19 protein-coding genes, 1 pseudogene and 1 riboswitch are annotated in these 22,103 nt (G+C 53.1%); of the genes and pseudogenes, 11 read left to right on the top strand and 9 right to left on the bottom strand.

Annotated features, from left to right (window positions below):
- Positions 1–207 precede the first annotated feature (207 nt).
- On the top strand, positions 208–636 hold the full coding sequence (locus MKZ35_RS13980) for a hypothetical protein (RefSeq protein WP_482513855.1): 429 nt from the start codon (positions 208–210) through the stop codon (positions 634–636).
- Positions 637–701: 65 nt separating this feature from the next.
- Here MKZ35_RS13980 and MKZ35_RS13975 read toward each other — a convergent pair whose 3' ends face one another.
- Positions 702–1,142 (bottom strand): hypothetical protein, encoded by a 441-nt coding sequence (locus tag MKZ35_RS13975; protein ID WP_482513854.1) that lies wholly within the window; start codon positions 1,140–1,142, stop codon positions 702–704.
- 264 nt (positions 1,143–1,406) lie between these two features.
- Positions 1,407–1,829, bottom strand: a complete 423-nt coding sequence (mscL, locus tag MKZ35_RS13970; protein WP_482513853.1) for a large conductance mechanosensitive channel protein MscL — start codon at positions 1,827–1,829, stop codon at positions 1,407–1,409.
- A gap of 145 nt (positions 1,830–1,974) precedes the next feature.
- Here mscL and MKZ35_RS13965 point away from each other — a divergent pair, with 145 nt between their 5' ends.
- The 7 genes from MKZ35_RS13965 (at position 1,975) to MKZ35_RS13935 (ending at position 10,149) form a co-directional block, all read left to right on the top strand.
- Entirely contained in the window at positions 1,975–2,763 is a 789-nt protein-coding gene (locus tag MKZ35_RS13965; RefSeq protein ID WP_482513852.1) for an enoyl-CoA hydratase/isomerase family protein, read from the top strand.
- 85 nt (positions 2,764–2,848) lie between these two features.
- Entirely contained in the window at positions 2,849–4,366 is a 1,518-nt protein-coding gene (locus MKZ35_RS13960) for a lipopolysaccharide biosynthesis protein (protein ID WP_482513851.1), read from the top strand.
- 160 nt (positions 4,367–4,526) lie between these two features.
- Positions 4,527–4,961, top strand: a complete 435-nt coding sequence (gene dut, locus MKZ35_RS13955; RefSeq protein WP_482513850.1) for a dUTP diphosphatase — start codon at positions 4,527–4,529, stop codon at positions 4,959–4,961.
- A gap of 107 nt (positions 4,962–5,068) precedes the next feature.
- On the top strand, positions 5,069–6,079 hold the full coding sequence (locus MKZ35_RS13950; protein WP_482513849.1) for a sugar phosphate nucleotidyltransferase: 1,011 nt from the start codon (positions 5,069–5,071) through the stop codon (positions 6,077–6,079).
- A gap of 123 nt (positions 6,080–6,202) precedes the next feature.
- Complete coding sequence (locus tag MKZ35_RS13945) at positions 6,203–8,035, top strand: tetratricopeptide repeat protein (RefSeq protein ID WP_482513848.1); 1,833 nt, start codon at positions 6,203–6,205, stop codon at positions 8,033–8,035.
- Positions 8,028–8,792 carry a lipoprotein insertase outer membrane protein LolB1 gene (gene lolB1, locus MKZ35_RS13940; protein ID WP_482513847.1) on the top strand — a complete coding sequence of 255 codons (765 nt, stop codon included), beginning with the start codon at positions 8,028–8,030 and terminating at the stop codon, positions 8,790–8,792. Before MKZ35_RS13945 ends, lolB1 begins: the two co-directional genes overlap by 8 nt.
- Positions 8,793–8,814: 22 nt before the next feature.
- Positions 8,815–10,149, top strand: a complete 1,335-nt coding sequence (locus MKZ35_RS13935) for a murein hydrolase activator EnvC family protein (protein ID WP_482513846.1) — start codon at positions 8,815–8,817, stop codon at positions 10,147–10,149.
- A 7-nt stretch (positions 10,150–10,156) separates the two neighbouring features.
- On the opposite strand, the pseudogene MKZ35_RS13930 reads toward MKZ35_RS13935, so the two are convergent.
- From MKZ35_RS13930 to MKZ35_RS13915, 4 genes and pseudogenes are all read right to left on the bottom strand, one after another.
- A pseudogene (locus tag MKZ35_RS13930) lies at positions 10,157–11,400 on the bottom strand (homoserine dehydrogenase).
- A gap of 54 nt (positions 11,401–11,454) precedes the next feature.
- Positions 11,455–12,531 (bottom strand): homoserine O-acetyltransferase MetX, encoded by a 1,077-nt coding sequence (gene metX / locus MKZ35_RS13925; protein WP_482514751.1) that lies wholly within the window; start codon positions 12,529–12,531, stop codon positions 11,455–11,457.
- A gap of 314 nt (positions 12,532–12,845) precedes the next feature.
- Positions 12,846–14,231 carry an O-acetylhomoserine aminocarboxypropyltransferase/cysteine synthase family protein gene (locus MKZ35_RS13920; protein ID WP_482513845.1) on the bottom strand — a complete coding sequence of 462 codons (1,386 nt, stop codon included), beginning with the start codon at positions 14,229–14,231 and terminating at the stop codon, positions 12,846–12,848.
- 365 nt (positions 14,232–14,596) lie between these two features.
- Positions 14,597–14,711, bottom strand: a riboswitch (SAM riboswitch).
- 187 nt (positions 14,712–14,898) lie between these two features.
- Entirely contained in the window at positions 14,899–15,207 is a 309-nt protein-coding gene (locus MKZ35_RS13915; protein ID WP_482513844.1) for a LysM peptidoglycan-binding domain-containing protein, read from the bottom strand.
- 223 nt (positions 15,208–15,430) lie between these two features.
- Between MKZ35_RS13915 and MKZ35_RS13910 the strand changes: the two genes are divergently transcribed.
- Positions 15,431–15,844 (top strand): hypothetical protein, encoded by a 414-nt coding sequence (locus MKZ35_RS13910; protein ID WP_482513843.1) that lies wholly within the window; start codon positions 15,431–15,433, stop codon positions 15,842–15,844.
- Between the two features lie 61 nt (positions 15,845–15,905).
- Here MKZ35_RS13910 and MKZ35_RS13905 read toward each other — a convergent pair whose 3' ends face one another.
- Positions 15,906–16,985 carry a lysylphosphatidylglycerol synthase transmembrane domain-containing protein gene (locus MKZ35_RS13905; protein WP_482513842.1) on the bottom strand — a complete coding sequence of 360 codons (1,080 nt, stop codon included), beginning with the start codon at positions 16,983–16,985 and terminating at the stop codon, positions 15,906–15,908.
- 267 nt (positions 16,986–17,252) lie between these two features.
- Here MKZ35_RS13905 and dxs point away from each other — a divergent pair, with 267 nt between their 5' ends.
- Positions 17,253–19,193, top strand: a complete 1,941-nt coding sequence (gene dxs, locus MKZ35_RS13900; RefSeq protein WP_482513841.1) for a 1-deoxy-D-xylulose-5-phosphate synthase — start codon at positions 17,253–17,255, stop codon at positions 19,191–19,193.
- Positions 19,194–19,427: 234 nt separating this feature from the next.
- Here dxs and MKZ35_RS13895 read toward each other — a convergent pair whose 3' ends face one another.
- On the bottom strand, positions 19,428–19,985 hold the full coding sequence (locus MKZ35_RS13895) for a hypothetical protein (RefSeq protein ID WP_482513840.1): 558 nt from the start codon (positions 19,983–19,985) through the stop codon (positions 19,428–19,430).
- Positions 19,985–21,211 carry an AAA family ATPase gene (locus tag MKZ35_RS13890; RefSeq protein ID WP_482513839.1) on the bottom strand — a complete coding sequence of 409 codons (1,227 nt, stop codon included), beginning with the start codon at positions 21,209–21,211 and terminating at the stop codon, positions 19,985–19,987. The genes MKZ35_RS13895 and MKZ35_RS13890 overlap by 1 nt, the downstream gene beginning before the upstream one ends.
- 87 nt (positions 21,212–21,298) lie before the next feature.
- On the opposite strand from MKZ35_RS13890, the gene MKZ35_RS13885 reads away from it, so the two are divergent.
- Entirely contained in the window at positions 21,299–22,066 is a 768-nt protein-coding gene (locus tag MKZ35_RS13885; RefSeq protein WP_482513838.1) for an alpha/beta fold hydrolase, read from the top strand.
- Positions 22,067–22,103: the final 37 nt, after the last annotated feature.

Here is a 22,103-nt window from a genome sequence, read left to right as displayed (position 1 = left end):
ACAACCAGTAAACCGGCTTCAAAACCGTCAAAGTCAGTTCCACCCCGTGTAGAGGCTCCAGCGGATGACGAAATCCCGCCTCTGGATACTCGCTTCCCCGAACTGTTCACCCCTGAAAGCACTCCTACCTTTCGCAAAGGTTACTCGATAGTGAATTTGGGGCTAGGATTGTTGAGCCCTAATAATGGCTATGATTTGTTTGGGAGCTTGAAAAGCGCGCCAGCATTCACGATAGCTTATGACCGCGGTGTGGTAGAAGGCATTGGACCCGGGACAATTGGGCTGGGAGGAATAATCGGTTATAAAGGCTACCGTTACGATTTCCCTACCAGCGATGAAGATGCTACCTGGACCGACATCGTGTTGATGGGCCGCGGTACGTACCATTACAACTTCACTACTAATCCTCAACTCGATACATACGGTGGTATCAGCTTAGGCATACGGGCTAATTTTTATAAAAATGAAGTTTCACCTGCTGCCGAACGCGACCGTTATACCGGCGACGGCTTGCACTTAGCGTATGGGCTGTTTGCCGGAGCCCGCTACTACCTCACCGAGCGGTTTGGGGCTTTCGGAGAAGTAGGCTATGATATGTCGTACCTGAAGCTGGGACTCACCTATCGATTTCAGTAAGACGCCAAAAAGCCCCCCAGACTTGGTCTGGGGGGCTTTTTTCATTTAAAGCGAGGTTATAATGGCTAAAAGAACAAGAAACCGTTACGCTTCTTATGCTTCAACGGCTTGCCTTTCGGGTCGATGCCGGGCGCGGCCCGCGAGAGGCCGCGCTTCTGCTTGGCCGTTCCGATGCGCTTGTCTTTGAATTTTTTGATTGTGAAGCCGCCCGTGCCTTTATCGTACTGACGAGCCGGGCCAGTGCCGCGGCCGAAGCTAGTGTTGGCTGTGCTGCCCCCGGAGCGAGCCTCCAGAATCTCCAATTGCTGGTCGCGCTTCGCCTCATCGGGGTTCATATTCATGCGGCGCTGCATACGCGCTACGTCCGCCGATTCGTCTTTTGCTTTCTGCTTACGAGGCTTGGCCCCAGCCGCCTGATCGGGCGCGGGCGACGTAACCTGGGCATAAGCAGGCGCAAGAAACAGACCGGAAAGCGCCAGCACCACGCCAGCTAAAAACTTTTTCATGCAAAAAAGATAAAGAGAGGAATAGCTACTAAACGACGAAAAGGCAACTTTTGTACCCGTCCCGGCAACGGGGGCTGCCGGTAGTTAGTTTCAAACGCCTAAAAGTAAGTGAAGCTACTGGCCTGAATTTCTTTGGGCTAGCTGCGTTTCGTTGAATCGATAAGGTTGCCCATTAAAACCAAACCGAGACTTCAAAAAGCTCCCCAGCCTAAAATTGTCTTTTTGCTGGGGGGCTTTTGTGATTTGAATGATGATTCACCTGTGTTAGGGCCGACGCAGGGCGTCGCGAATTTCCATAAGCAAGGCCTGATCCTTCGTGGGACCTGGGTCATTCACGGCTACTACTTCCGTGGGTTGGCGGAAGCGGTTGGCAAAGCGCACAATCAGGAAAACGCAGAAGGCAATGATGAAAAAGTAAATGACCGCGTTCAGAAATAGCCCAAAGTTGAGCGTCGCGGCACCTGCTGCCTTAGCTGCTTCGATGGTAGCGTAAGACTCCCCATTGAGGGCTACAAACCAGTTCTTAAAGTCGATGCCACCCGTAGCCAGGCCAATAAGGGGCATCAGGATGTCCTCGGTCAGAGAAGTAACAATCCTGCCAAATGACGCGCCGATGATAACGCCCACGGCTAGGTCAAGTACATTGCCCTTGGCTACAAACTCTTTGAATTCCGAAATTACGCTCATAAGCCTAAAGGTTAAGTGAGAGGGGTTTAAGTAAATATATAAGTATTTGCTTAACGTGGCTGGATAGCGCTAGCTGTAGGTAAATAGGCCCCCCACGGTTTTGCTTTATCTTTGCGGCCATTCCGTTTTGCCCTGCCTCACCATCATGACTACTTTCGACAACTTACTCCTCGACCTCGATGCCGCTTCGGGCATTCTCACCATCACCCTCAACCGGCCCACCAAGCTGAATGCCCTGAATAGCGCCACTATCAGCGACATTCATGGCGCCATGCAGCAAGCCCTTGATGAGGACCAGGTGAGGGGAATTATTCTGACGGGTAGCGGCGAAAAGGCTTTCGTGGCAGGCGCCGATATTGCCGAATTGTCTGGATTGAATGAAATCAGTGGCCGCCGCTTTGCCGAACAGGGTCAGGATGCTTTCTGCCTGATTGAAGAAAGCACGAAGCCGGTTATTGCCGCCGTCAATGGCTTTGCACTGGGCGGAGGCGCTGAGTTGGCTATGGCCTGCCATCTGCGGGTAGCCAGTGAAAATGCTCGCTTTGGCCAACCCGAAGTAAACCTGGGCTTGATTCCGGGCTACGGCGGCACCCAGCGCCTGGCGCAGCTCGTAGGCAAAGGGAAAGCCTTGGAGATGATGCTGACCGGCGACCCTATCAAAGCGGATGAAGCTCTGCGCTTGGGCCTAGTGAATCATGTGGTGCCTCAAGCCGAGCTATTGGCCTTTTGCCAACAGTTGCTAACGCGCATTCTTAGTAAAGCACCTTTAGCGGTAGGCTTGGTCATTAACTGCGTAAACGCCTATTACGACTCCGAGCGCTACGGCTACCAGACCGAAGCCAACTCCTTCAGCCGCTGCTGCGGCTCCGACGACTTCCGTGAGGGCACTAGTGCTTTTCTGGACAAGCGCCCGGCCGCTTTCACGGGAAAGTAAGACGCTTCGCTTACTAAGGAATGAGGAAGGAAGAATTTCCTTGCTGCCAATTCCTCATTCTTCATTCCTCATTCTTTATTCTTTTATGAGCGTCGCCAAGAAGCTGGCCAGCCAGACGGTTGTGTACGGTCTTAGCAGTATAATGGGGCGGGCGCTGACGTTCGCACTCGTGTCGGTGTATACTGGCCGGTTTGTACCCGGCGAGTACGGTATCGTCACGGAATTGTACGCCTACGTAGCCTTTCTGAATATCGTATTCACCTACGGCATGGAAACGGCGTACTTCCGTTTCGCCAACCGTCCGGGCACTGACCGTCGCCACTTATACAGCCAGGTGATGAGCATGCTGCTAACCAGTAGCGTGTTGCTCAGCGGGTTTCTGGTGCTCATATCAGGTCCGTTAGCTGACGCGCTCCGCTACCCCGACCGCACGACTTACATTGTGTGGCTTGCCTTGGTGCTGGGCCTCGATGCAGTAGTAGCCGTGCCGTTTGCTCGTCTGCGCCTGGAAAACAAAGCCAAGAAGTTTGCGGCCATTCGGTTCACCAACACCTTAGTGAATGTGGGCTTATCATTGTTTTTTATCGTTTTCTGTCGTGATGTGTACGAAGGGCGCATGCTCCCCGAACTACGGCCCCTGGTGGCGCACATCTACAATCCGGAGTTGGGAGTAGGCTATGTCTTCCTAATCAATCTGATAGCAAACGCCCTATACATTCCCTTGCTGTGGCGTGAGCTGCTGGACTTTCGCTTCCGCCTGAATCTGGCCCCGTTACGGCCGATGCTGCAGTACGCCTACCCGCTGATGCTGATGGGCATGGCGGGGATGGTAAACGAGGTAATCGACCGTATCCTGCTCAAGTACTGGCTGCCTGAAGGATTTTATCCTGGGCAAAGCAACCTGACGGCCGTCGGGATTTATGGCGCTTGCTACAAGCTGGCCATTTTTATGTCGCTGGTCATTCAGGCTTTTCGCTACGCCGCCGAGCCTTTCTTCTTTTCCCAAGCAGCCGATAAGAATTCGCCGACTACGTTCGCATTGGTGCTGAAGTGGTTTACTCTGTGCTGCGCCGTTATTTTCGTGGTTATCAGCGTCTTTATCGAAGACTTTGGTTTGCTGCTGCGCAACCCAGAGTACCGCACGGGCTTGGCGGTGGTACCTATATTATTGCTCGCCAATCTGTTTTTGGGCGTGTACTACAACTTATCGGTATGGTTTAAGCTCACCGACAAAACGTATTATGGTACCTACATCAGTCTAGGCGGGGCTGTACTCACCGTGGCTCTCAATTTTCTGCTGATTCCAGTGTTGGGTTATATGGGCAGCGCCCTAGCTACGCTGGCTTGCTATTTTATGATGGCCGCTATCTGTTGGTGGCTGGGTAACCGCTACTTCCCCGTGCCTTATCCGGTGCTGCGTATTAGTGCGTGGCTGTTGCTGGCCGTTGGGCTGGTGGCTGCTGCCTGGTTTATCGATATTGAGGACTATTGGCTGCGGCATGCTTTTCATTTATTGGTGTGCCTAGGCTTTGTGGGGGGCATTTTTTTAGTGGAGCGCGCCGATCTGACGCGCAAACCCCAGCCTCAGGTTAAGCAGGCCTAATCCAGCGGCCGAAAACCAGTAAAAAGCCCCCCAGTCGCTAAATTGTCTTTTAGGCTGCTGCTGCTAGGCTTCGCTTTTAATGGCGCTCACCTTATATTCGTTTGCCTGTCACTACTTGCCCATAAATCGTTTAATCTGCCGTTCGGTCTATATTTGTCGCATGCTGATTCCTGTTATTAATCGCTCTACGCATCCATTGCCGGCTTACCAGACTGCTCACGCGGCGGGCATGGACGTGCGCGCTTATCTCACGGAACCCGTCACGCTGCGCCCTTTGCAACGAGCCCTTATTCCAACGGGGCTTTTCATGGAAATTCCCGTGGGCTATGAGGTGCAGGTGCGGCCTCGGAGCGGCTTGGCCTACAAGCATGGAATCGGTATCGTCAACAGTCCCGGCACCATCGACGCCGATTACCGTGGCGAGCTGAAGGTGTTATTAGTCAACCTGTCGGACGAAGAGTTTGTGGTGCAGGATGGGGAACGAATTGCTCAATTGGTGGTGGCCCGCCACGAAACTGCCGTTTGGCAGGAAGCCGCCACGCTGAGCGAAACAACCCGTGGAACAGGCGGCTACGGCAGCACGGGAGTCAATTAAGACTGACTTCGCGAACGCTAACAAGTTCTAAAAGCAACCCAACTACAATATTTCAGTTAGTATACATTCCGATCAACTCAAACTAGCAAACCCAAACTACCTACTACATGAAAATCATCGTCCCGATGGCCGGCATGGGCAAGCGCATGCGCCCCCACACCCTCACTGTTCCTAAGCCCCTGCTTCCAATTGCGGGCAAGCCTATCGTGCAGCGCCTCGTAGAAGACATTGCGAAAGTTTGTGGGGAGCAGGTAGAGGAGGTGGCGTTTATCATAGGGCGCTTTGGCGAGACAGTAGAGAAAAGCTTGGTGAAAATTGCCGAGTCGGTAGGGGCCAAAGGATCTATTTATTATCAGGATGAGCCCCTGGGCACGGCCCACGCTATTTTGTGCGCGAAAGATTCGCTCAGCGGACCGCTGGTAGTGGCTTTCGCCGATACGTTATTCAAGGCCGATTTTACCTTGGACAGCTCGGCAGCCGGTACCATTTGGGTACAGCGCGTTGATGATCCTAAGCCCTTCGGCGTGGTGAAGTTGGATGACAAGGGTCAGATTACAGATTTCGTAGAAAAGCCCACCGAGTTCGTTTCCGACCTGGCTATCATCGGCATCTACTATTTCCAGGACGGTGATTATCTGCGCGATGAGCTGCAATACCTGCTCGACAACAATATCAAGGACAAAGGCGAGTTTCAGCTGACCAATGCCCTCGAAAACATGAAGAACAAGGGTACGACCTTCGTGCCCGGCCGCGTAACTGAGTGGCTCGACTGTGGTAACAAGGATGCTACGGTGTTTACCAACCAGCGCTACTTGGAGTATCTGCAGGAGCGCGGCGAAAACCTTGTGTCTGAATCGGCCACGCTCACTAATTCCATTGTAATTCCGCCAGTATATATTGGTGAGAATGTAAAAATCACTGATTCGGTGGTCGGTCCTCACGTGTCATTAGGCAACAATGCCAACGTGCGCCAGTCTGTTGTTTCTAACTCAATTGTGCAGGAATCGGCCACGGTATTGAACACAAACGTGACCAATTCCATGATCGGCAACCACGCTACCGTCACCGGCGTGCCTCATGATTTGAGTCTTGGCGACTATAACACGCTGCGCGTGTGATATTTTTCGCCTCTCGGACGTTAGCAGTAGCGCGGACTTATGTTCGCTGGTTTGTTTAGTGCGGAGCCTGCTTCGTTTTAGTACCTTCTGAACAGCGGATTAATAGTCCGCGCTCCTGCGTCCATGAGTCGTATTTCTGCCTTTGTTTTTCTGCTGATCAGCCTGCTGGTTGCCGTTCCGGCATGGGCGCAGCAATCTGCGCCTGCCAAAAAGGATGCGCCTAGTAAAAATTCTGAGAAGCCGGAAAAGCCCCGCAAGCTTAGTCGGCGAGAGAAGAAGGAGCTTAGCCGGCGCGCCGAAGTAGAGGCTGCTCAACTACGGGTGGGCGCTACCTTGTCGGACCGCGACCGGGACATGAGCGAATCCTACTTTGTCGATGGAGTGAAGTATGTGCTGCTGGAGGACTACAACAAAGCACTGGAGCGCCTGCTGAAAGCCTACGCGCTGAACCCTACCAACGCGGCCATCAACTACAAGATAGCCGAGACGAACCTGATGAGTGGCAACCTGAAAGATGCCACCAATTTTGCGCAGGCAGCCGTCAGATTTGCCCCCCAGAATGCGTATTACTACTTACTGCTGGCGCAGGTATACACGTCGCAGAAGCAGTTTGATAAGGCTACGCAGGTGTATACCAGCCTGATTAAAGAAGTGCCGGATTCCGATTACTACCTGTTTAATCTGGCTGATCTGTACATGGCTCAGGGCAAGCTGAATGAGGCGCTGGCCACATTCGAGCAGGCAGAAAAGAAATTCGGCCCCCTCGATGAAGTCTCTTTCAAAAAGCAGCAGATCTATCTCAAGCAGAATAACTTAGAAAAAGCCCTCCAGGAAGGGGAAGCTCTGATAAAGGCCAACCCCGAGGAGGTGCGCTACGTGCTGGCGCAGGCAGAGATGTACGCGTCCAATAACCGGATGCCCGATGCTATTCGGCTGAGTGAGCAAGCCCTGAAGCAAGACCCGGACAACCCGCAGGCCCGCATGATTCTGGCCGATGTGTACCGTCTGCAAGGCAACTCGGTGGAGTCGGCTAAGCAGATCAAAATGGCTTTTGCCAGTCCGGCACTCGACATCGATGACAAGGTGCGCATACTAGTCGATTACATTAAGCAGCTGCCCAACCCTGCTATCGAGCAAACGGCGCTTGACCTAGCGACTATTACGACCAAAGTTCACCCCAAAGAAGCAAAAGCGTTTTCCGTAGCCGGCGATTTACAAACCATTACGGGTCATAAAGCCGCTGGTCGGGAGGCGTATTTGCAGGCCATTCAGCTCGACGATTCCAAGTTCCTGCTTTGGCAGCAAGTTGTGCTGATTGACGCGGAGCTAAACCAAACGGATTCCCTCTTGCGTCACACCGAGCGGGCTTTGGAGCTATTCCCCAACCAGGCTGCTATGTGGTTTTACAACGGGGTAGCGCATATTCTGGACAAACAGCCGGTAAAAGGCGTAAAGTCATTGGAGTATGGCCGGAAGCTGGCTACCGACAATCCGGAGCTGCTGTCCCAGTTTGACACGCAGCTGGGCGATGCTTACCACGAGCTGAAGGAATACGTCAAGTCGGATGCGGCCTACGAAGCGGCGTTGAGCTTTGATGCCAACAATGCGCAGGCACTGAACAATTACAGCTACTATCTATCGTTGAGGGGCGAAAAGCTGGAAAAGGCGAAGGAAATGTCGGGCAAGCTGGTCAAGCAGTTTCCCGACAACGACACCTATCTGGATACCTACGCCTGGGTTTTATACAAGCTCAAAGATTACCAGGGGGCCAAGCAAGCGCTGGAAAAAGCCCTTAAAACCACCACCGATGCCACCGTGATAGAGCATTACGGTGACGTGTTATTTCAGCTGGGCGAAAAAGACAAGGCCGTGACTCAGTGGCAACGTGCCCAAAAGGCCGGGGGCGCATCGGCATTTATCGTCCGCAAGATCAAAGACCAAAAATTGTATGAGTAACCGCTTTTTGCTGCTTTTTATAGTCCTCATTATGCTGGGAAGCTGTGCCCGCAAGGCTATTCCCACCAAAACCGTTATACCACCGACTAGTAATGCAGTCCGAGCCAATAACGTAGAGTTTCGATATCTCTCGGCCAAAGGCAAAGCTCAGATCGAGCAGAATGGTAATAAGCTCCCCAATGCGAACCTGACGCTGCGTATGCGCCGCGATAGTGTTATATGGATATCGGTATCGGTGGCAGGATTTGAAGGGGTGCGCGCTTCTATCACGCAGGATTCGGTACGGGTGCTTAATAAGCTACAGCGCGAATACTATGTTGGTGATTTTGCCTATTTAAGCCGCCAGCTCAATGTGCCCGTTTCCTTTGCTCAGGTGCAAGCATTGCTACTGGGCAACTACCTGCCCGCCACCAATGGAGCCGAGCCCACGATAACGACGGAAGGAACTACGCAGCGCGTACAATACAATCAGGCCAGCTTATTTGTTGAGCAGCTTATCGAAATGAGCTTAGGTAAGCTACAAAAGCTCAGCGTGCGCGACACAGCCAGCAAGAATAACTTGCTGGTTGATTACTCTGACTTTCGTATGTTGATGCCTACTAATCAGAGCTTTGCCCATAATACCGTACTTCAGGTACAGCAGGCCGGCGGTCAGAATAAGTCATCGGCCGCTATTAACTACCGCAACGTGGACGTGGACACCGGGCGGCTGGATTTCCCGTTCTCGGTACCTTCGGGCTATGTACGCAAAAAGTAAGCGCTGGCTCTGCTGGTTGCTAATGGGATTGATGTTGGTGCAGGCTGCTCCAGCGGTGGCTCAGCAGCGCAGCAAAAAAACGACCACGCGCAAAGCACCTGTACGGAAAAGCACCACCAAGTCGAAGGCCCAATTGGAGCGCGAACGACTGACTAACCTACGCCGGATTCGCGAAGCCAGCCGTATTCTGAGTCAAACGCAGAAGCAGAAAGAAGCTTCTCTGGGCCAGTTGAATGCGCTCAAAGAAAAGCTGGATGTACAGAAGGGCGTTATCCGTAATATCTCCTCGGAGCTGAAGTACATTGAGTCGGATGTGCGGCAGACAGAAACCCAGGTGCAGCAAACCCAGCAGAGCCTGGAGCAGCTCAAGAGTGAGTATGCCCGGTTGATTTATGCTTCCTCCAAAACGGCGAACAGCTACAACCGCCTCATGTTTCTGTTCGCGGCCGAGTCGTTTAACCAGCTTATGCTGCGTATGCGCTATGTCCGGCAGTACTCGGAGGTGCGCAAAACCCAGGCGGCGCAAATCACGAATGTGCAGCAGCGCCTCAACCGCCAACTCACGGGCCTGACGGAAAAAAAGCAGGAAAAGAGCAGCCTGCTCACTACGCAGCTGGCCGAGAACCGCAACCTCAGCACTCTGAAGGTGCAACAGGACCAAGTGGTTACGAAGCTGAGCCGCCAAGAGGAAAACCTGCGTCAGGAGCTAGCCAACCGTCAGGAAGCAGTCAGGAAGCTTGATAACCTGATTGCGCAGCGCGTGCGCGAAGAAATTGCCCGCGCCGCCCGCGTGGCCGCGGCTAAAGCAGCCGCCAAAGCGGCGGCCGAACGGGCCGCCGCCGGTAGCAGCAGCCCTGGCAGTACCGCCCGCACTAGCCCGGAAGCCGAAGCACCCGCCACCCGCGTCGACCGCATTACGCTCACGCCCGAAATAGCCAGCATTTCTTCTTCATTTGCTGAGAACCGGGGCCGCATGCTGTGGCCAGTAGGGCGAGGCTTCATTTCGCAGCACTTCGGTCGTCATGCGCACCCGGTGCTTAAAAATGTGATTGTTGAGAACCGCGGCGTCGATATTCAGACCAGCGCCGGGGAGGCCGTGCGAGCTGTTTCGGCTGGTAAAGTGCTTACCGTTACCAGTATAGCGGGCATGAATAACATCGTGATGGTGCAGCACGGCGAGTACTTCACGGTGTACGCCAAGCTGCGCAGCGTAAGTGTAAGCGAGGGCGACCAGGTGCAGGCCAAGCAGTCGATTGGCACTGTGTACACGAATTCGGAGGGTACGTCGGAGCTGCAGTTTCAGGTGTGGCGTAATAGCTCTAACCTGAACCCGGAGAGCTGGTTGGGACGGAAGTAGTAGTTATTTAAATCGCCAGCTTAGCCTTAGCGTGTTGCTGCTTTTGCCCCCCAGCAGCTAGGCGTACCGCGCCCGTGCGCACAACAAATGCGCCTTTAGCCCGCAGCTCATCACGAAGCTCAAGCAAGGTGCTCAATTGGGCAAAGCCGATGGTGTGCGTGGAGTTGCGCTCGGTGGAGATATCCTGCAAGGCTAGTGCCTCCAGAAGATTTTCATCAGTTGAGCGCAGATAAATTTCAAGCTCCAAATCGGTAGTGTACGCCGGCACGTCGGCGGCCCTATGCTTCAGATAGGCATAGCGGTGGCCTTGACGCAAAGCGGCTAAATCTGCCAGCACGGCGGAGCCGGTGGGGTGGCCGCCGGCGCCCCGGCCACGCAGAAACTGCGCATCGGCGAAGGCCGCTTGAATAACTACGCCGTTAAACTCACGCTCCACGGCATATAGTGGCGACTCCGGACCTACGAACTGCGGCGTGACAAGTACCGTAATGCGGCCATCTTTCAGCCGTTGCAAGCTGGCTACTACTTTGATTTTTGCCCCCCAGCGGCGGCAAAGTGAATATCCTGCGCCGTGATGTTTTCGATGCCCAGGTTAAGCACCTGCTCAGGATTCAGGAGTACACCATAAGCGTGCGCGGCCAGAATGACGGCTTTGGAGCGCGGGTCGAAAGCGCCCATATCGAGTGTGGGGTCGGTTTCAGCAAAGCCTAACGCCTGGGCTTCAGCCAGAGCCGGCCCATAATCGGAGCCTTCTTCGCTCATGCGGGAGAGCACGTAATTGGAGGAACCGTTGAAAATGCCCCCCACGCTATGTAGCGGTTCGCTGCCAAAATAGCTGTCAAGGGTGCGGATGATGGGGATGCTGCCGCAAACGGAAGCCTCGTAGAGTAAGGTGCCACCGTGGTCTTGCTGGAGATTTATTAGCTCGGGTAGGTGGCCTGCGACCATCGCCTTATTGGCCGTAACCACTTGGCGACCATTGCGCAGGGCCGTACTTACCAAGCGGAAGGCTTCATCGGTATCGTCAATTACTTCCACCAGCACATCCAGATCAGGGTCGGTGAGCAGATCATCGGCGTGAAACTCGAAGCGGTCAGCGGGCAAGGTGCGCGGCTTGGTAGGGTTTTTTACGGCAATCCGTTTTACTACCGCTCCGAACTCGGGAAGCTGTTGTAAAATATCGTAAAGGCCTTGCCCCACGCAGCCAAAACCAATCAAACCAATGCGCAAACGGCTTTTATCAGATATCATAGGAAGTGCTATTTGCGGAAATAATGAAACAGCAGAGGTGAGCCATCAGGCGAATTAATGGGCAAACGTCTGCGCGTAAAAGCGTTCGAGGACGCGAGTGATTTGGGCGGTTTCAATCAAAAAACCGTCGTGGCCGAAACCGGAATCCATTTCGGCGTACATAGCGCCGGGAATGTAGCGGGCCAGAAGCTGCTGCTCACGGAGTGGAAACAACACATCAGACGTAATGCCCAGCACCAACGTACGAGCCCGAATCTGGCTTAGTGCGGCGGCAATGCCACCCCGACTCCGGCCCACGTTGTGCGAGTCCATAGCTCTGGAAAGCGCCACATAGGTGTAGGCATTAAAGCGGGCCACCAGCTTATCACCCTGATATTGCTGGTAAGAACTGGCTCGGAAATCCGTGATTTTCTCCTCGTCGGGTTCCCGCTGGGTATTACCGTAGGCCTCATAGCTGCGGTAGCTGAGCAAGGCTAATGCGCGGGCCGCTTTCAAGCCATTTTGCCCCCCAGCGGGTGTAGCGGAATGATAGGTAGGGTCAGCGAAAATAGCTAAGCGTTGCGCTTCATTAAAAGCAATGCCCCAGGGCGAATGCTGCGCATTGGTAGCTAGCACAATAAGATGCTCAAACACGGTGGGCTGCTGAATAGCCCACTCCAAGGCTTGCTGCCCGCCTAACGACCCACCAATCAGCGTGTGAATCTGAGCCAGGCCCAAATGCTGGCGCAAAGCTTCATGCGCCGCTACCATATCCCGCACGGTAAGCAGCGGAAAATCCTGGTAAAGTGCTTTCTCCGAACCTGTGGACGTCAGCGGCCCCGTAGAGCCATAGCAAGAGCCCACTATGTTGGCACAGATAATAAAGTGGTTTGCTGGGTCGAAGTAGCAGTTGGGACCAAATAAGCCAGACCACCAGCTTACTACATCAGCATTGGCCGTAAGTGCATGACATGCCCACACCACGTTGTCGCGGGCGGCATTGAGCGTACCATACGTCTGATAGGCTATCCGTACCTGCGGCAAGGCAGCACCGCTTTCGAGTAGAAGCGGGGTGGAGAGAGTGTAGTGCTGGGGATTAGACATGTAGTGTGTTGTTCTGGTCGTTGCCTCAACCCCTAACCCCTTCTCCAGGGGGAGAAGGTGAACTAGCGTTTAGTTTTTCTAGCTGCTAGTCAAGACTAATATTCTACCATACTAGAACTAGTTCCCCTTCTCTTCAGGAGAAGGGGCTAGGGGTTGAGGCACTGACTAGGCGGTAACTATAAAAGCGGATTTTCAATAGCCCCCAAACCGAGTGAGTCTAAGTTGGTTCGGGAGCTATTGAAGGATGGGCAAGGCGGTATCTTTCTTCCGTTTCTGCCTTGTCACCCCGCCAACCCGTAGTTGCTGAAAACTGAGCGCGGGTCGCTGCAACGGCCTCACTCAGTGCTTTCTGCTTGCGGCAGCTAGACTTCCAGTACTACGGGATGCTCGATGGCTGGCTCTGGGAGCGCGTCGCCTTCGGTTTGCTGATTCTGGGGGGTATTTTCTGCTACCGCGTCGAAGGCATTTTGCAGGTCAGCCTTGATGTCTTCGATGTGCTCCAAACCCAGGGAGATGCGCAGCAGAGTGGGCGAAACGCCGGCTGCTACTTGCTCCTGATCGGAAAGCTGCTGGTGGGTAGTGGCAGCGGGCTGAATAATGAGGGTTTTAGCATCGCCCACATTTGCCAAATGACTGACCAGCTTCAAGTTATCGATGAAGTGCGTAGCCGTTTCCTTGCTGCCTTTAATGCTGAATGTAAGTACGCCACCCGCGCCGCGCTTCAGGTATTTCTGGGCTAAAGCATTATAGCGGCTGCTTTTCAGGCCCGGATAATTCACGGCTTCTACCTGCGGATGCTGCTCCAGCCATTCGGCCAGCTTTTGCGCATTCTCCACGGTCCGGTCTACGCGCAACGACAATGTTTCGAGGCCTTGCAACAACAAGAAGGAGTTGAAGGGACTAATAGCAGGGCCGAAATCGCGCAGGCCTTCTACCCGTGCCCGAATGATAAAGGCAATGTTCCCAAACGGCCCTCCTTTACCGAATACATCGTTGAAAACCAGACCATGATAGCCTTCCGAGGGCTCCGTGAACTGCGGAAACTTGCCATTGCCGAAATCATATTTGCCGCCGTCTACAATCACGCCGCCCACGCTGGTGCCGTGGCCGCCAATCCATTTCGTGGCCGATTCTACCACAATGTGGGCCCCGTGCTCCAGCGGGCGAAACAGGTAGCCACCCGCGCCAAACGTATTATCCACGATGAGGGGCAGGTCATGCTTATCGGCGATGGCCGCGATGCGCTCAAAATCCGGGATGCTGAAGCTGGGGTTGCCAATGGTTTCGAGGTAGAGCGCCTTGGTTTTATCGTCAATCAACGCCTCAAAGCTCTCGGGCGTGTCGCCGTCGGCGAAGCGGGCTTCGATTCCTAAGCGCTTGAAGGCTACTTTAAATTGGTTGTAGGTGCCACCATAGAGGTGCTGAGTGCTCACGAAGTTGTCGCCGGCCTGCAGGATGTTGTTCAGGGCCAGAAACTGCGCCGCCTGGCCCGAGCCAGTGGCCAGCGCCGCCACGCCACCTTCTAAAGCCGCTACTCGCTGCTCAAAAACATCGGTGGTGGGGTTCATCAGGCGGGTGTAAATGTTGCCGAACTCCTTCAGAGCAAACAGATTAGCGCCGTGTTCGGCATTCTTAAACACATAGGAAGTAGTCTGGTAGATGGGCACAGCGCGCGAACCAGTGGTAGGGTCGGGCTGCTGACCAGCGTGCAATTGAAGGGTCTCGAAGTGGAGGTTTTGTGTGGACATACTAGGGCTTGTTAAGTTTGATTTGAACTAGGAAGAGATGAGAGAATGCAGATAATCAGGCGCATCGGGTCTGCACGGCAGCGTTGCGTTGCGCGGACTTCGCAGCCAAGGCAAGGCTTAGCGAAGACAGACTAAAACCTGTCGGAGTGAGCATAAAGCCCACAGCGCGACACAGTTTTAAAAGACAAAAGGAGAAGAGGGCTAAGCCGAAACTTGGGTTAGCAACAACAGCACATTCGCGTAGCCACACGGCTGCCAGTGGCAGGGGCCAAAACGCAGAAACCCGCAAGCCAATCGGGGCGCAGCAAAGCGGCCGGGGCAAACGGGGAAGCAAAACGAAAAAGGCCGGGGTTTTCATGGCACTCAGCTTATATCTCCCGGTGGCAAAATGGCCGAACGGGCAGGAATTGGCACCTTTCAAAACAATGAAGGTTGCCAGCGGGTCAGGGAGCCTGTTCTCTCGCCGCTTCTGTATAAAATCTGAAAAACTATCTCGTCGATAACGAGAAGTACCGGATTGGTAAGTGCAAATGTACGGTTCGGATTGAGAACGCCAAATGCATTAAAATGTTTTTTCTTGAAGCTAACTCACTAGCTGTCATGCTAAAAAGCCCCCCAACAGGTTGCTGGGGGGCCTTTTCAAGCTAAAATTCTGAGCGAAATTTGCTTAGGCTTGAGGCAAGGTTAGCACCTGACCCACTTCAATGTGGTCGGGGTTCGAGCCGATTATTGCCTTGTTGGCGTCATAAATCTGGTGCCACTTGGCGGCATCACCGTAGTGCTTTTTCGCAATTTTGGAGAGCGAATCGCCGCTAACTACCGTGTACTGCGTGCCTTGGGCAGCCGCAGCGGGCTTAGCAGCAGCGGGCTGGTTAGCGTTGCCGAAGAAGTCAGTGTTCGCGTTTTGATTAGGCTTGGCAGCCGGCTGAACCGGCTTTTCGTCGCCTTTATTGGTTAAGAAATCGAACAGTCCCATGGTCGTGGTTGATTAAGGAGGAGAAAACGGCGCATGTGCCTGATGGCCATGCTGTCAGGTCGTCTTACGCCCACACTACGAATAAGTTGCGGCCGTAAAAATGACTTCAGCGGTGCTAACTCTTTCCAATGAGGCGCGTAAGAAGCGCAACATTGCTTTGCTGAAATATAACCCCAGCTAAAGCCGCTCCTTTCCATTTTCTTTAACCCCAAGGTCTCTTCTCATGAAAACTATTGCACTCCCTTTCCGCTACCTGGCCAGCCTGATTATGCTGTTGTCGCTATTCACGCCTGCCTGTAGCCAGAAAGACAAAGTTGGTGAAACCAACATGCTGTATGGCACCGAAAGTAAAGTCTGGAAAACCGATAAAGAAACTGCTGCCGGCGGCGACAAAGTAGCCCAGACTGATGCCGATAAAGACACCGAGCTGCGCTTCTACGCCAACGGCAACTTCAACATGACGTCGCCTCAGCAATCCATGCAGGGCAAGTACACTTTCGATCAGCCCGGCAAGAAAATCACGCTTACCCCCGAAGGCGGTACCTCGTCTATGAGCTTTGATGTGGTGAACCTGACGGACGACAAAATCACGTTGCGCGGCGTAAACGGCGAGCAAATGATGCTTGAGTCTGAATAGCGCAACTTCATCCAGCTACAAAAAAGCCCCCCAGCACTGTGCTGGGGGGCTTTTTTATGCTCTAGGAATTCATAATATCCTTCACCCGATTTCGACCGAAAACCCGTGCTATCCAGCGGGGCAGAAAAATGGCTCCCAGCACCAGATAGAGGTAATAGGTGACAATACGGTACAGCAAAATCACGAAGTTGGTCATGGTGGGCGTGCCGATAAACTTACCGAAAAAGGTGGGGAAAGCGCCTTCGGCAATACCCGCGCCGCCGGGCGTAATGGCCACAAGCAGCACAACTTTATAGATCAGGTTGCGGCTAAAAATCAGCCCAAACTCGCCCCAGCTCAAATCGACAAAGGCGGCGATAATGCAGCCGATAACCAGGTAGCGGGCCGTCCAGACGAAGGCTGTAGACAAGGCCGCCTCTACCCAATATTTGAGTGCGTTGCCACGGAGTTGGGCCGAGGCCCACACCATTTCGTTGCCGTGCTTATACGCTTTAGCCCGCCAGCGCCGCAATCCTGTCATGGAGAAGAGACGAATTAATAACCGCTTTACTGACTGCGGATTAATAAAAAGCGCATAGAGCATCACGGCTGAGTACAGCGTAACCAGTAAGTAGCTCAGCACAAAAGCTACTTGCAGGGTAGTCACAAATCCTCCCTGAAGTGCCTCGTGCGGGTATAGCGCATCGCCCGCCAGCCACACCACCAGCGGCACCGTCAAGACATAATACACGTTGTCGAGCAACGCGGTAACCATCACGTAGGCGAGAGATTTACCCAGTGAAATACCTTCCTTATTTAGCAAAAACGGCGCTACGGAGGTGCCGCCCACGGCGGAAGGGAGCACACAGGACGCGAATTCCCAGAGCATAATTACATCCAGGCTCTGGCGCCAGCTCAGTACTTTTTCCGAAATGTGCCGGATGCGGTAGATATAGCCCCAGTCGCGGGCCACGAGCACCGCCACCATAATCAGGAGCCAATGCAGCTTGGCATTAGCCAAGGGGGCCAAATCGCCCGGCCGGTAGCTGCGCCAGAACATAAAACCCACCACGCTCAAGCCAAGTAGAACCGGCAGAACGATACGAGAAGGCTTTAGCTTATCAAGAAGTTGCTTTTCCTGACTGTCCTGGGTGAGCGGCATGGTTAAAGACGGGTGGCGGGGTAAAAGTAGGCAATAATGGGAGTGGCCCCTACCAAATACGGGTTAAGAATTGCCTCGGGCGATGCTGACTGATCCGTATAGAATCAGGTAGAACAAAGGGAAGCGTTTGCGACTTTCAGCAACAACCGGCCCTAATGAAAAGTCGTACCTTTGTCTGGTAGCTTCGGCAGGAAACTTGAAAGAGCTTAACCTTTTGAATTCCTAGTCTGTTATTCAGCTATATTTTACTTTTTGCCCTTTCGAAAGATGATTGTTGAACCCGGTGAACTACTGGCGGCCATTGACTCGCCTGATGACCTCAAGAAGCTCAGCGAGGACCAACTAGTACAGCTAAGCCAGGAGCTGCGCCAGTTCATCATTGATTCAGTTTCGATTTATGGGGGGCATTTTGGTGCTTCTTTGGGCGTGGTTGAGCTAACGGTTGCTCTGCACTACGTCTTCAACACCCCCTACGACCAGCTGGTGTGGGATGTGGGCCACCAGGCCTACGGTCACAAAATCCTGACTGGCCGCCGCAATCAGTTCCCCACCAATCGTCGCTACGGCGGCATGTCGGGATTTCCCAAGCGCAAGGAAAGCGAGTATGATGCCTTTGGCGTAGGCCACAGCAGTACCAGCATAGGCGCGGCGCTGGGTATGGCCGTGGCTTCAGAATACAAGAACGAGCAGGACCGTCAGCACATCGCGGTTATCGGCGATGGCGCCATGACGGCTGGTATGGCCTTCGAGGCGTTGAACCACGCCGGCGTAGCCAAGTCGAACCTGCTGGTTATTCTCAATGATAATTGCATGAGCATCGACCCCAATGTGGGCGCGCTCAAGGAATACCTCACCGACATCACTACCTCCCGCACCTATAATAAAGTGCGCGACGAGTTGTGGAACGTGCTAGGCAAGCTCAGCAAGTTTGGCCCTAATCCCCAGCAGATTGCCCGCAAAGTGGAGCAAGCCATGAAGGCCACGCTGCTGAAGCAAAGCAACCTGTTTGAAGCGCTTAACTTCCGTTACTTCGGTCCTGTCGACGGCCATGATGTGCAGCACCTGACTACCATTCTGCGCGACCTGAAAAGCATTCCCGGTCCTAAGATTCTGCATTGCGTCACGGTAAAAGGTAAAGGGTATGCGCTGGCCGAAAAAGACCAAACCTTGTGGCATGCTCCCGGCCTGTTCGACAAAATTACGGGCGAGATTCACAAGAAAACCTACGAGAAGCCCCAGCCGCCCAAGTATCAGGACGTGTTCGGCCACACCATCGTAGAGTTGGCCGAGCAGAACGCCAAAGTAATGGGCGTAACGCCCGCCATGCCTTCCGGCTGCTCCCTGAATATCATGATGAAGGCCATGCCCGAGCGCGCCTTCGACGTGGGTATTGCCGAGCAGCACGCCGTCACGTTCTCCGCCGGCCTTGCCACGCAGGGCTTGGTGCCGTTCTGCAACATCTACTCGTCCTTCATGCAGCGTGCCTACGATCAGGTGCTGCACGATGTAGCTCTACAGAACCTAAATGTAGTTTTCTGCCTCGATCGCGCCGGTTTTGCCGGCGCTGATGGCCCCACCCACCACGGCTGCTACGACATTGCCTTCATGCGTTGCGTGCCCAATATGGTCGTGTCGGCGCCCATGAACGAGCAGGAGCTGCGCAACCTCATGTACACGGCTCAGCAACCGGACATGGGCCCGTTCAGCATCCGTTACCCCCGCGGCGAAGGTGTGATGCCTGAGTGGCGCACGCCATTTAAGAAAATAGCTATCGGTACGGGCCGCGTGGTGCGCGAGGGCCAAGGCGTCGCAATCCTAAGCTTCGGCCACATCGGCAATTATGCCGTGAAAGCCACTACAGCTTTAGCTGCTGAGGGCATCTCTACCGGCCACTACGATATGCGCTTCGCCAAACCTTTGGACGAAGAAATGCTCGCCGACGTGCTCAGCCGCTACCAGGCTATTGTAACGGTGGAAGATGGTTGCCTCCAAGGCGGCTTCGGTGCGGCCGTGCTGGAGTTCATGGCTGATCACGGCTACAGCGTACCCGTCAAGCGTCTCGGCATCCCGGATCGGGTGGTGGAGCACGGCACCCAGGATGAGCTATATAAAGAGTGCGGCTTCGATGCGGCTGGTATTGCCAGCGTGGTGCGCGAGCTGAGCGCGAAAGTAGTTGCTAAAGCAACAGCCCGAACGGTGATTGTATAGATTGGTTTAGAGCGTATTTGGGAATTCACGGAAACGCCGTTTGCGTCATGCTGAATCTGGCGTCCGCTTGTCGAAGCATCTCTCCCGCTTCGTTGAAAAAGCCTCCTGCGAAGCGGGAGAGATGCTTCGACAAGCGGACGCCAGATTCAGCATGACACGAGAATCAAAATCCCAAACACGCTCTTAGTGTTAAGAAAAAAGCCCCCCAGAAATATTCTGGGGGGCTTTTTTTAGTTAAAACGTCACGCTGTCCTTTGCGTCGAAGTCTACAAAGTAGCGCGTAGTATCATTTATGTGCTCCGCGATGTTGAGCAATGTAGTAGTCGGAGCGGGGAATAGAGGACCGTAACCTACAAATGCGTACGCCCGCACCCGATGGTGAGCCGTGATAATACCATCTTGCTCAAACTGCAGAATGCTGGTCAAAAGTTGCTCGCCAGCCTGTAACAGTCGTGTTTCCTGGTTGCGGTCATCTTCTACTTCCCGATCTTCAGCGCGAATTTTAAATTCGACAAAGCAGACATCCCGATCTTCAAAGAATACACAATCGCAACGCTTTGGCGTGGCCGGTCCGCGCCCGATCAGGCACTTATCAATTGCGGCCAGGTGAACCGGGCGATTATCCGGGTTGCGCACGGTGAAATGACGTTCATCGTCGAAGTCTTTATCATCAACTCGACATGCCCAATTTTTGCCGGGTGGGTCGGCGTAATAAGAAATTGCTTCCGGATAAACCTGAATGCAGCCTTTTTGCCGGCAATGTGTGAAGCGGGCCTCTATAGCTTCCCGCATTAGGCTGGCTGTTTCTTAAGGCGTAACAAGCTGCGAAACGCATCCGAAATATCGCCTGACACGGCATCTAACTCATTACCGCCAATCAAATCAGTACGTTCATCCTGAATAGAACGTACCGTGCCATCTGCTACATAATAAGCAGCAAATTCATCCGGGTTTATCCACGAAGCGCGAGGTACAATCTTTTCGATTTCGGCTTCTAACTCCGGGCGTTCCTGCCAAACTTTGTAAGCTTCGATCAGTAAGTTACAGCTAGCTAGAATGTATGGGCTGTGCGTTGTAATGGTTAAATCGTTTTCGCCTGCCGTGCATTTCTCAATTAGCCAGGTTAATAATCCTTGTTGCGCGATGGGATAGAGGTTTAGCTCAGGCTCTTCAATGATGAAGCTTTGTGTTTGTTCCTTCTGTTGCGAAAGATATTCTAGTAGCACGAGCATAGGCGTAACTGACTGAATGCCGCTGGCTGTTTCATAAATGGGTAAGTCTTGTTCACTGTTTTTTATGCTTATATATCCCCTCTCATTAATGTGCCTATACTGTATTTCAAGAAATTCAATAGATATTTTATTGATTTTTGTTGCTGCTTTTAAATAACCTTTTGTAAAATCAAGGAGTGGCTTAGAGAATTCGACCTTAGCGTCGATTAATGAAGGCCAGGAATTATTTAATATCGATATAAGTAATCTCTCAGCTGGAATGTAATGCGGTTTTGGATGTATTAATTCTTGATTTTTTAAACGTAAAAGTGTTTCTGATGCTTCAATAAAATTTCCTTGTCGCCGCATCTGCTCCTTTTCAATATCAGAGTAACTCTTGATAAGTTGCTCAAGCTTATCAAAATCCATTTCGTTTAATAAATTTTTTATAATATCATTCCTCCTGTTAGAAGTGACTTCATTTGATAATTCACCTTTCTTTTCTCCGTTAACTATAACAGATTGGCGTTGTGTTAAATCATTTTTAGTTTCGTAGCCCTCGTCTTTATAAATCCAGTGGAAATAAGTAGAAGGAAGGAAATAGTTATTAATAGAATAGTCATTAAAAACTTTTTTGCGATATTCCATTTTAGAACCGTAAAAGTCTATGTCCCTAAATATTGCCGCCAGCTTCGCCAGCGTACTCTTCCCACCACCCGTCGGCCCGATAAACACCGTGACTTTTTTAAAGTCCACGGTAGCGTCCTTAATTGGCCCGAAGTTCTTGACAATCAGTTGCTCATTCATAGCAGTAAGAAAAATGCCCCCTGAAGCGGCGGTAAACAAAGGTAGCTTTTAACGTAAAGCAGACGGCACGTAGTTCTCAGCCGCTTTATGCCTCAACAACCCGCCCTTGTCTTCCTGCACGGCTTCGCCGAAAGCCGCGCCATCTGGACTGAGTTCATCCAAAATTGCCCCCCAGACTACCAAATCCTCACGCCTGACTTCCCCGGCTACGGCGCTGCCGGTGCAACACCCGCCGCCGACTACTCTATGGAGGCGCTGGCCGAATTTCTAAAAGATGAGCTGGATCGGGCTGGTGCTCAGCAAGCCATTCTGATCGGCCACTCTATGGGCGGCTACGTGGCGCTGGCGTTTGCCGAGAAGTACCCGGCGCGGGTCGCGGGCTTGTGCCTTTTTCACTCCTCAGCCCAAGCTGACACCGAGGAGAAAAAAACCAACCGTGATAAAAACATCAGCTTTGTGGAGCGCAATGGCGTCGTAAAGTTCATGGAAACCTTCATCCGCCCACTCTTCGCCGATGCCAATGAGGAAACCATGATGCCCTACCGCCGCCAGCTGGAAGAAACAGGCGCGGCCACGTCTCAGGCCAGCGTAATCGGCGGTATGCAAGCTATGCGCGACCGGCCCGACCGTACGGATGTGTTGCGCAAGGCCACGTTTCCGGTGTTGTTTATCGTGGGCAAGGAAGATGCGGCCGTGCCGTTGGCCACGGCGCTGGAGCAAGTAGCGCTGCCGCCCGTCAGTACGGCGCTGTTTCTGGAGCGCGTGGGTCACTTGGGCTTCTTCGAGCGCCCCGAGCCCACGCGCCGGGCGGTGCTGGACTTCGTGGGGGGCATTTTTGCGGGGAAAGTGAAGTAGCTTAACCAGTTTAGCAAAGCAAAAGGCCGCTTTAGTT

The sequence above is a fragment of the Hymenobacter sp. R533113 genome (genome assembly GCF_056835965.1).
The sequence above is the reverse complement of the archived record's forward strand: the minus strand, read 5'-3'. Positions and strand labels throughout refer to the sequence as shown.

Coding starts and splice junctions, on each gene's coding strand:
- MKZ35_RS13975 (WP_482513854.1), bottom strand. CDS start 1,142: ATGAAAAAGTTTTTAGCTGGCGTGGTGCTGGCGCTTTCCGGTCTGTTT.
- mscL (WP_482513853.1), bottom strand. CDS start 1,829: ATGAGCGTAATTTCGGAATTCAAAGAGTTTGTAGCCAAGGGCAATGTA.
- MKZ35_RS13965 (WP_482513852.1), top strand. CDS start 1,975: ATGACTACTTTCGACAACTTACTCCTCGACCTCGATGCCGCTTCGGGC.
- MKZ35_RS13960 (WP_482513851.1), top strand. CDS start 2,849: ATGAGCGTCGCCAAGAAGCTGGCCAGCCAGACGGTTGTGTACGGTCTT.
- dut (WP_482513850.1), top strand. CDS start 4,527: ATGCTGATTCCTGTTATTAATCGCTCTACGCATCCATTGCCGGCTTAC.
- MKZ35_RS13950 (WP_482513849.1), top strand. CDS start 5,069: ATGAAAATCATCGTCCCGATGGCCGGCATGGGCAAGCGCATGCGCCCC.
- MKZ35_RS13945 (WP_482513848.1), top strand. CDS start 6,203: ATGAGTCGTATTTCTGCCTTTGTTTTTCTGCTGATCAGCCTGCTGGTT.
- lolB1 (WP_482513847.1), top strand. CDS start 8,028: ATGAGTAACCGCTTTTTGCTGCTTTTTATAGTCCTCATTATGCTGGGA.
- MKZ35_RS13935 (WP_482513846.1), top strand. CDS start 8,815: ATGGGATTGATGTTGGTGCAGGCTGCTCCAGCGGTGGCTCAGCAGCGC.
- MKZ35_RS13920 (WP_482513845.1), bottom strand. CDS start 14,231: ATGTCCACACAAAACCTCCACTTCGAGACCCTTCAATTGCACGCTGGT.
- MKZ35_RS13915 (WP_482513844.1), bottom strand. CDS start 15,207: ATGGGACTGTTCGATTTCTTAACCAATAAAGGCGACGAAAAGCCGGTT.
- MKZ35_RS13910 (WP_482513843.1), top strand. CDS start 15,431: ATGAAAACTATTGCACTCCCTTTCCGCTACCTGGCCAGCCTGATTATG.
- MKZ35_RS13905 (WP_482513842.1), bottom strand. CDS start 16,985: ATGCCGCTCACCCAGGACAGTCAGGAAAAGCAACTTCTTGATAAGCTA.
- dxs (WP_482513841.1), top strand. CDS start 17,253: ATGATTGTTGAACCCGGTGAACTACTGGCGGCCATTGACTCGCCTGAT.
- MKZ35_RS13895 (WP_482513840.1), bottom strand. CDS start 19,985: ATGCGGGAAGCTATAGAGGCCCGCTTCACACATTGCCGGCAAAAAGGC.
- MKZ35_RS13890 (WP_482513839.1), bottom strand. CDS start 21,211: ATGAATGAGCAACTGATTGTCAAGAACTTCGGGCCAATTAAGGACGCT.
- MKZ35_RS13885 (WP_482513838.1), top strand. CDS start 21,299: ATGCCTCAACAACCCGCCCTTGTCTTCCTGCACGGCTTCGCCGAAAGC.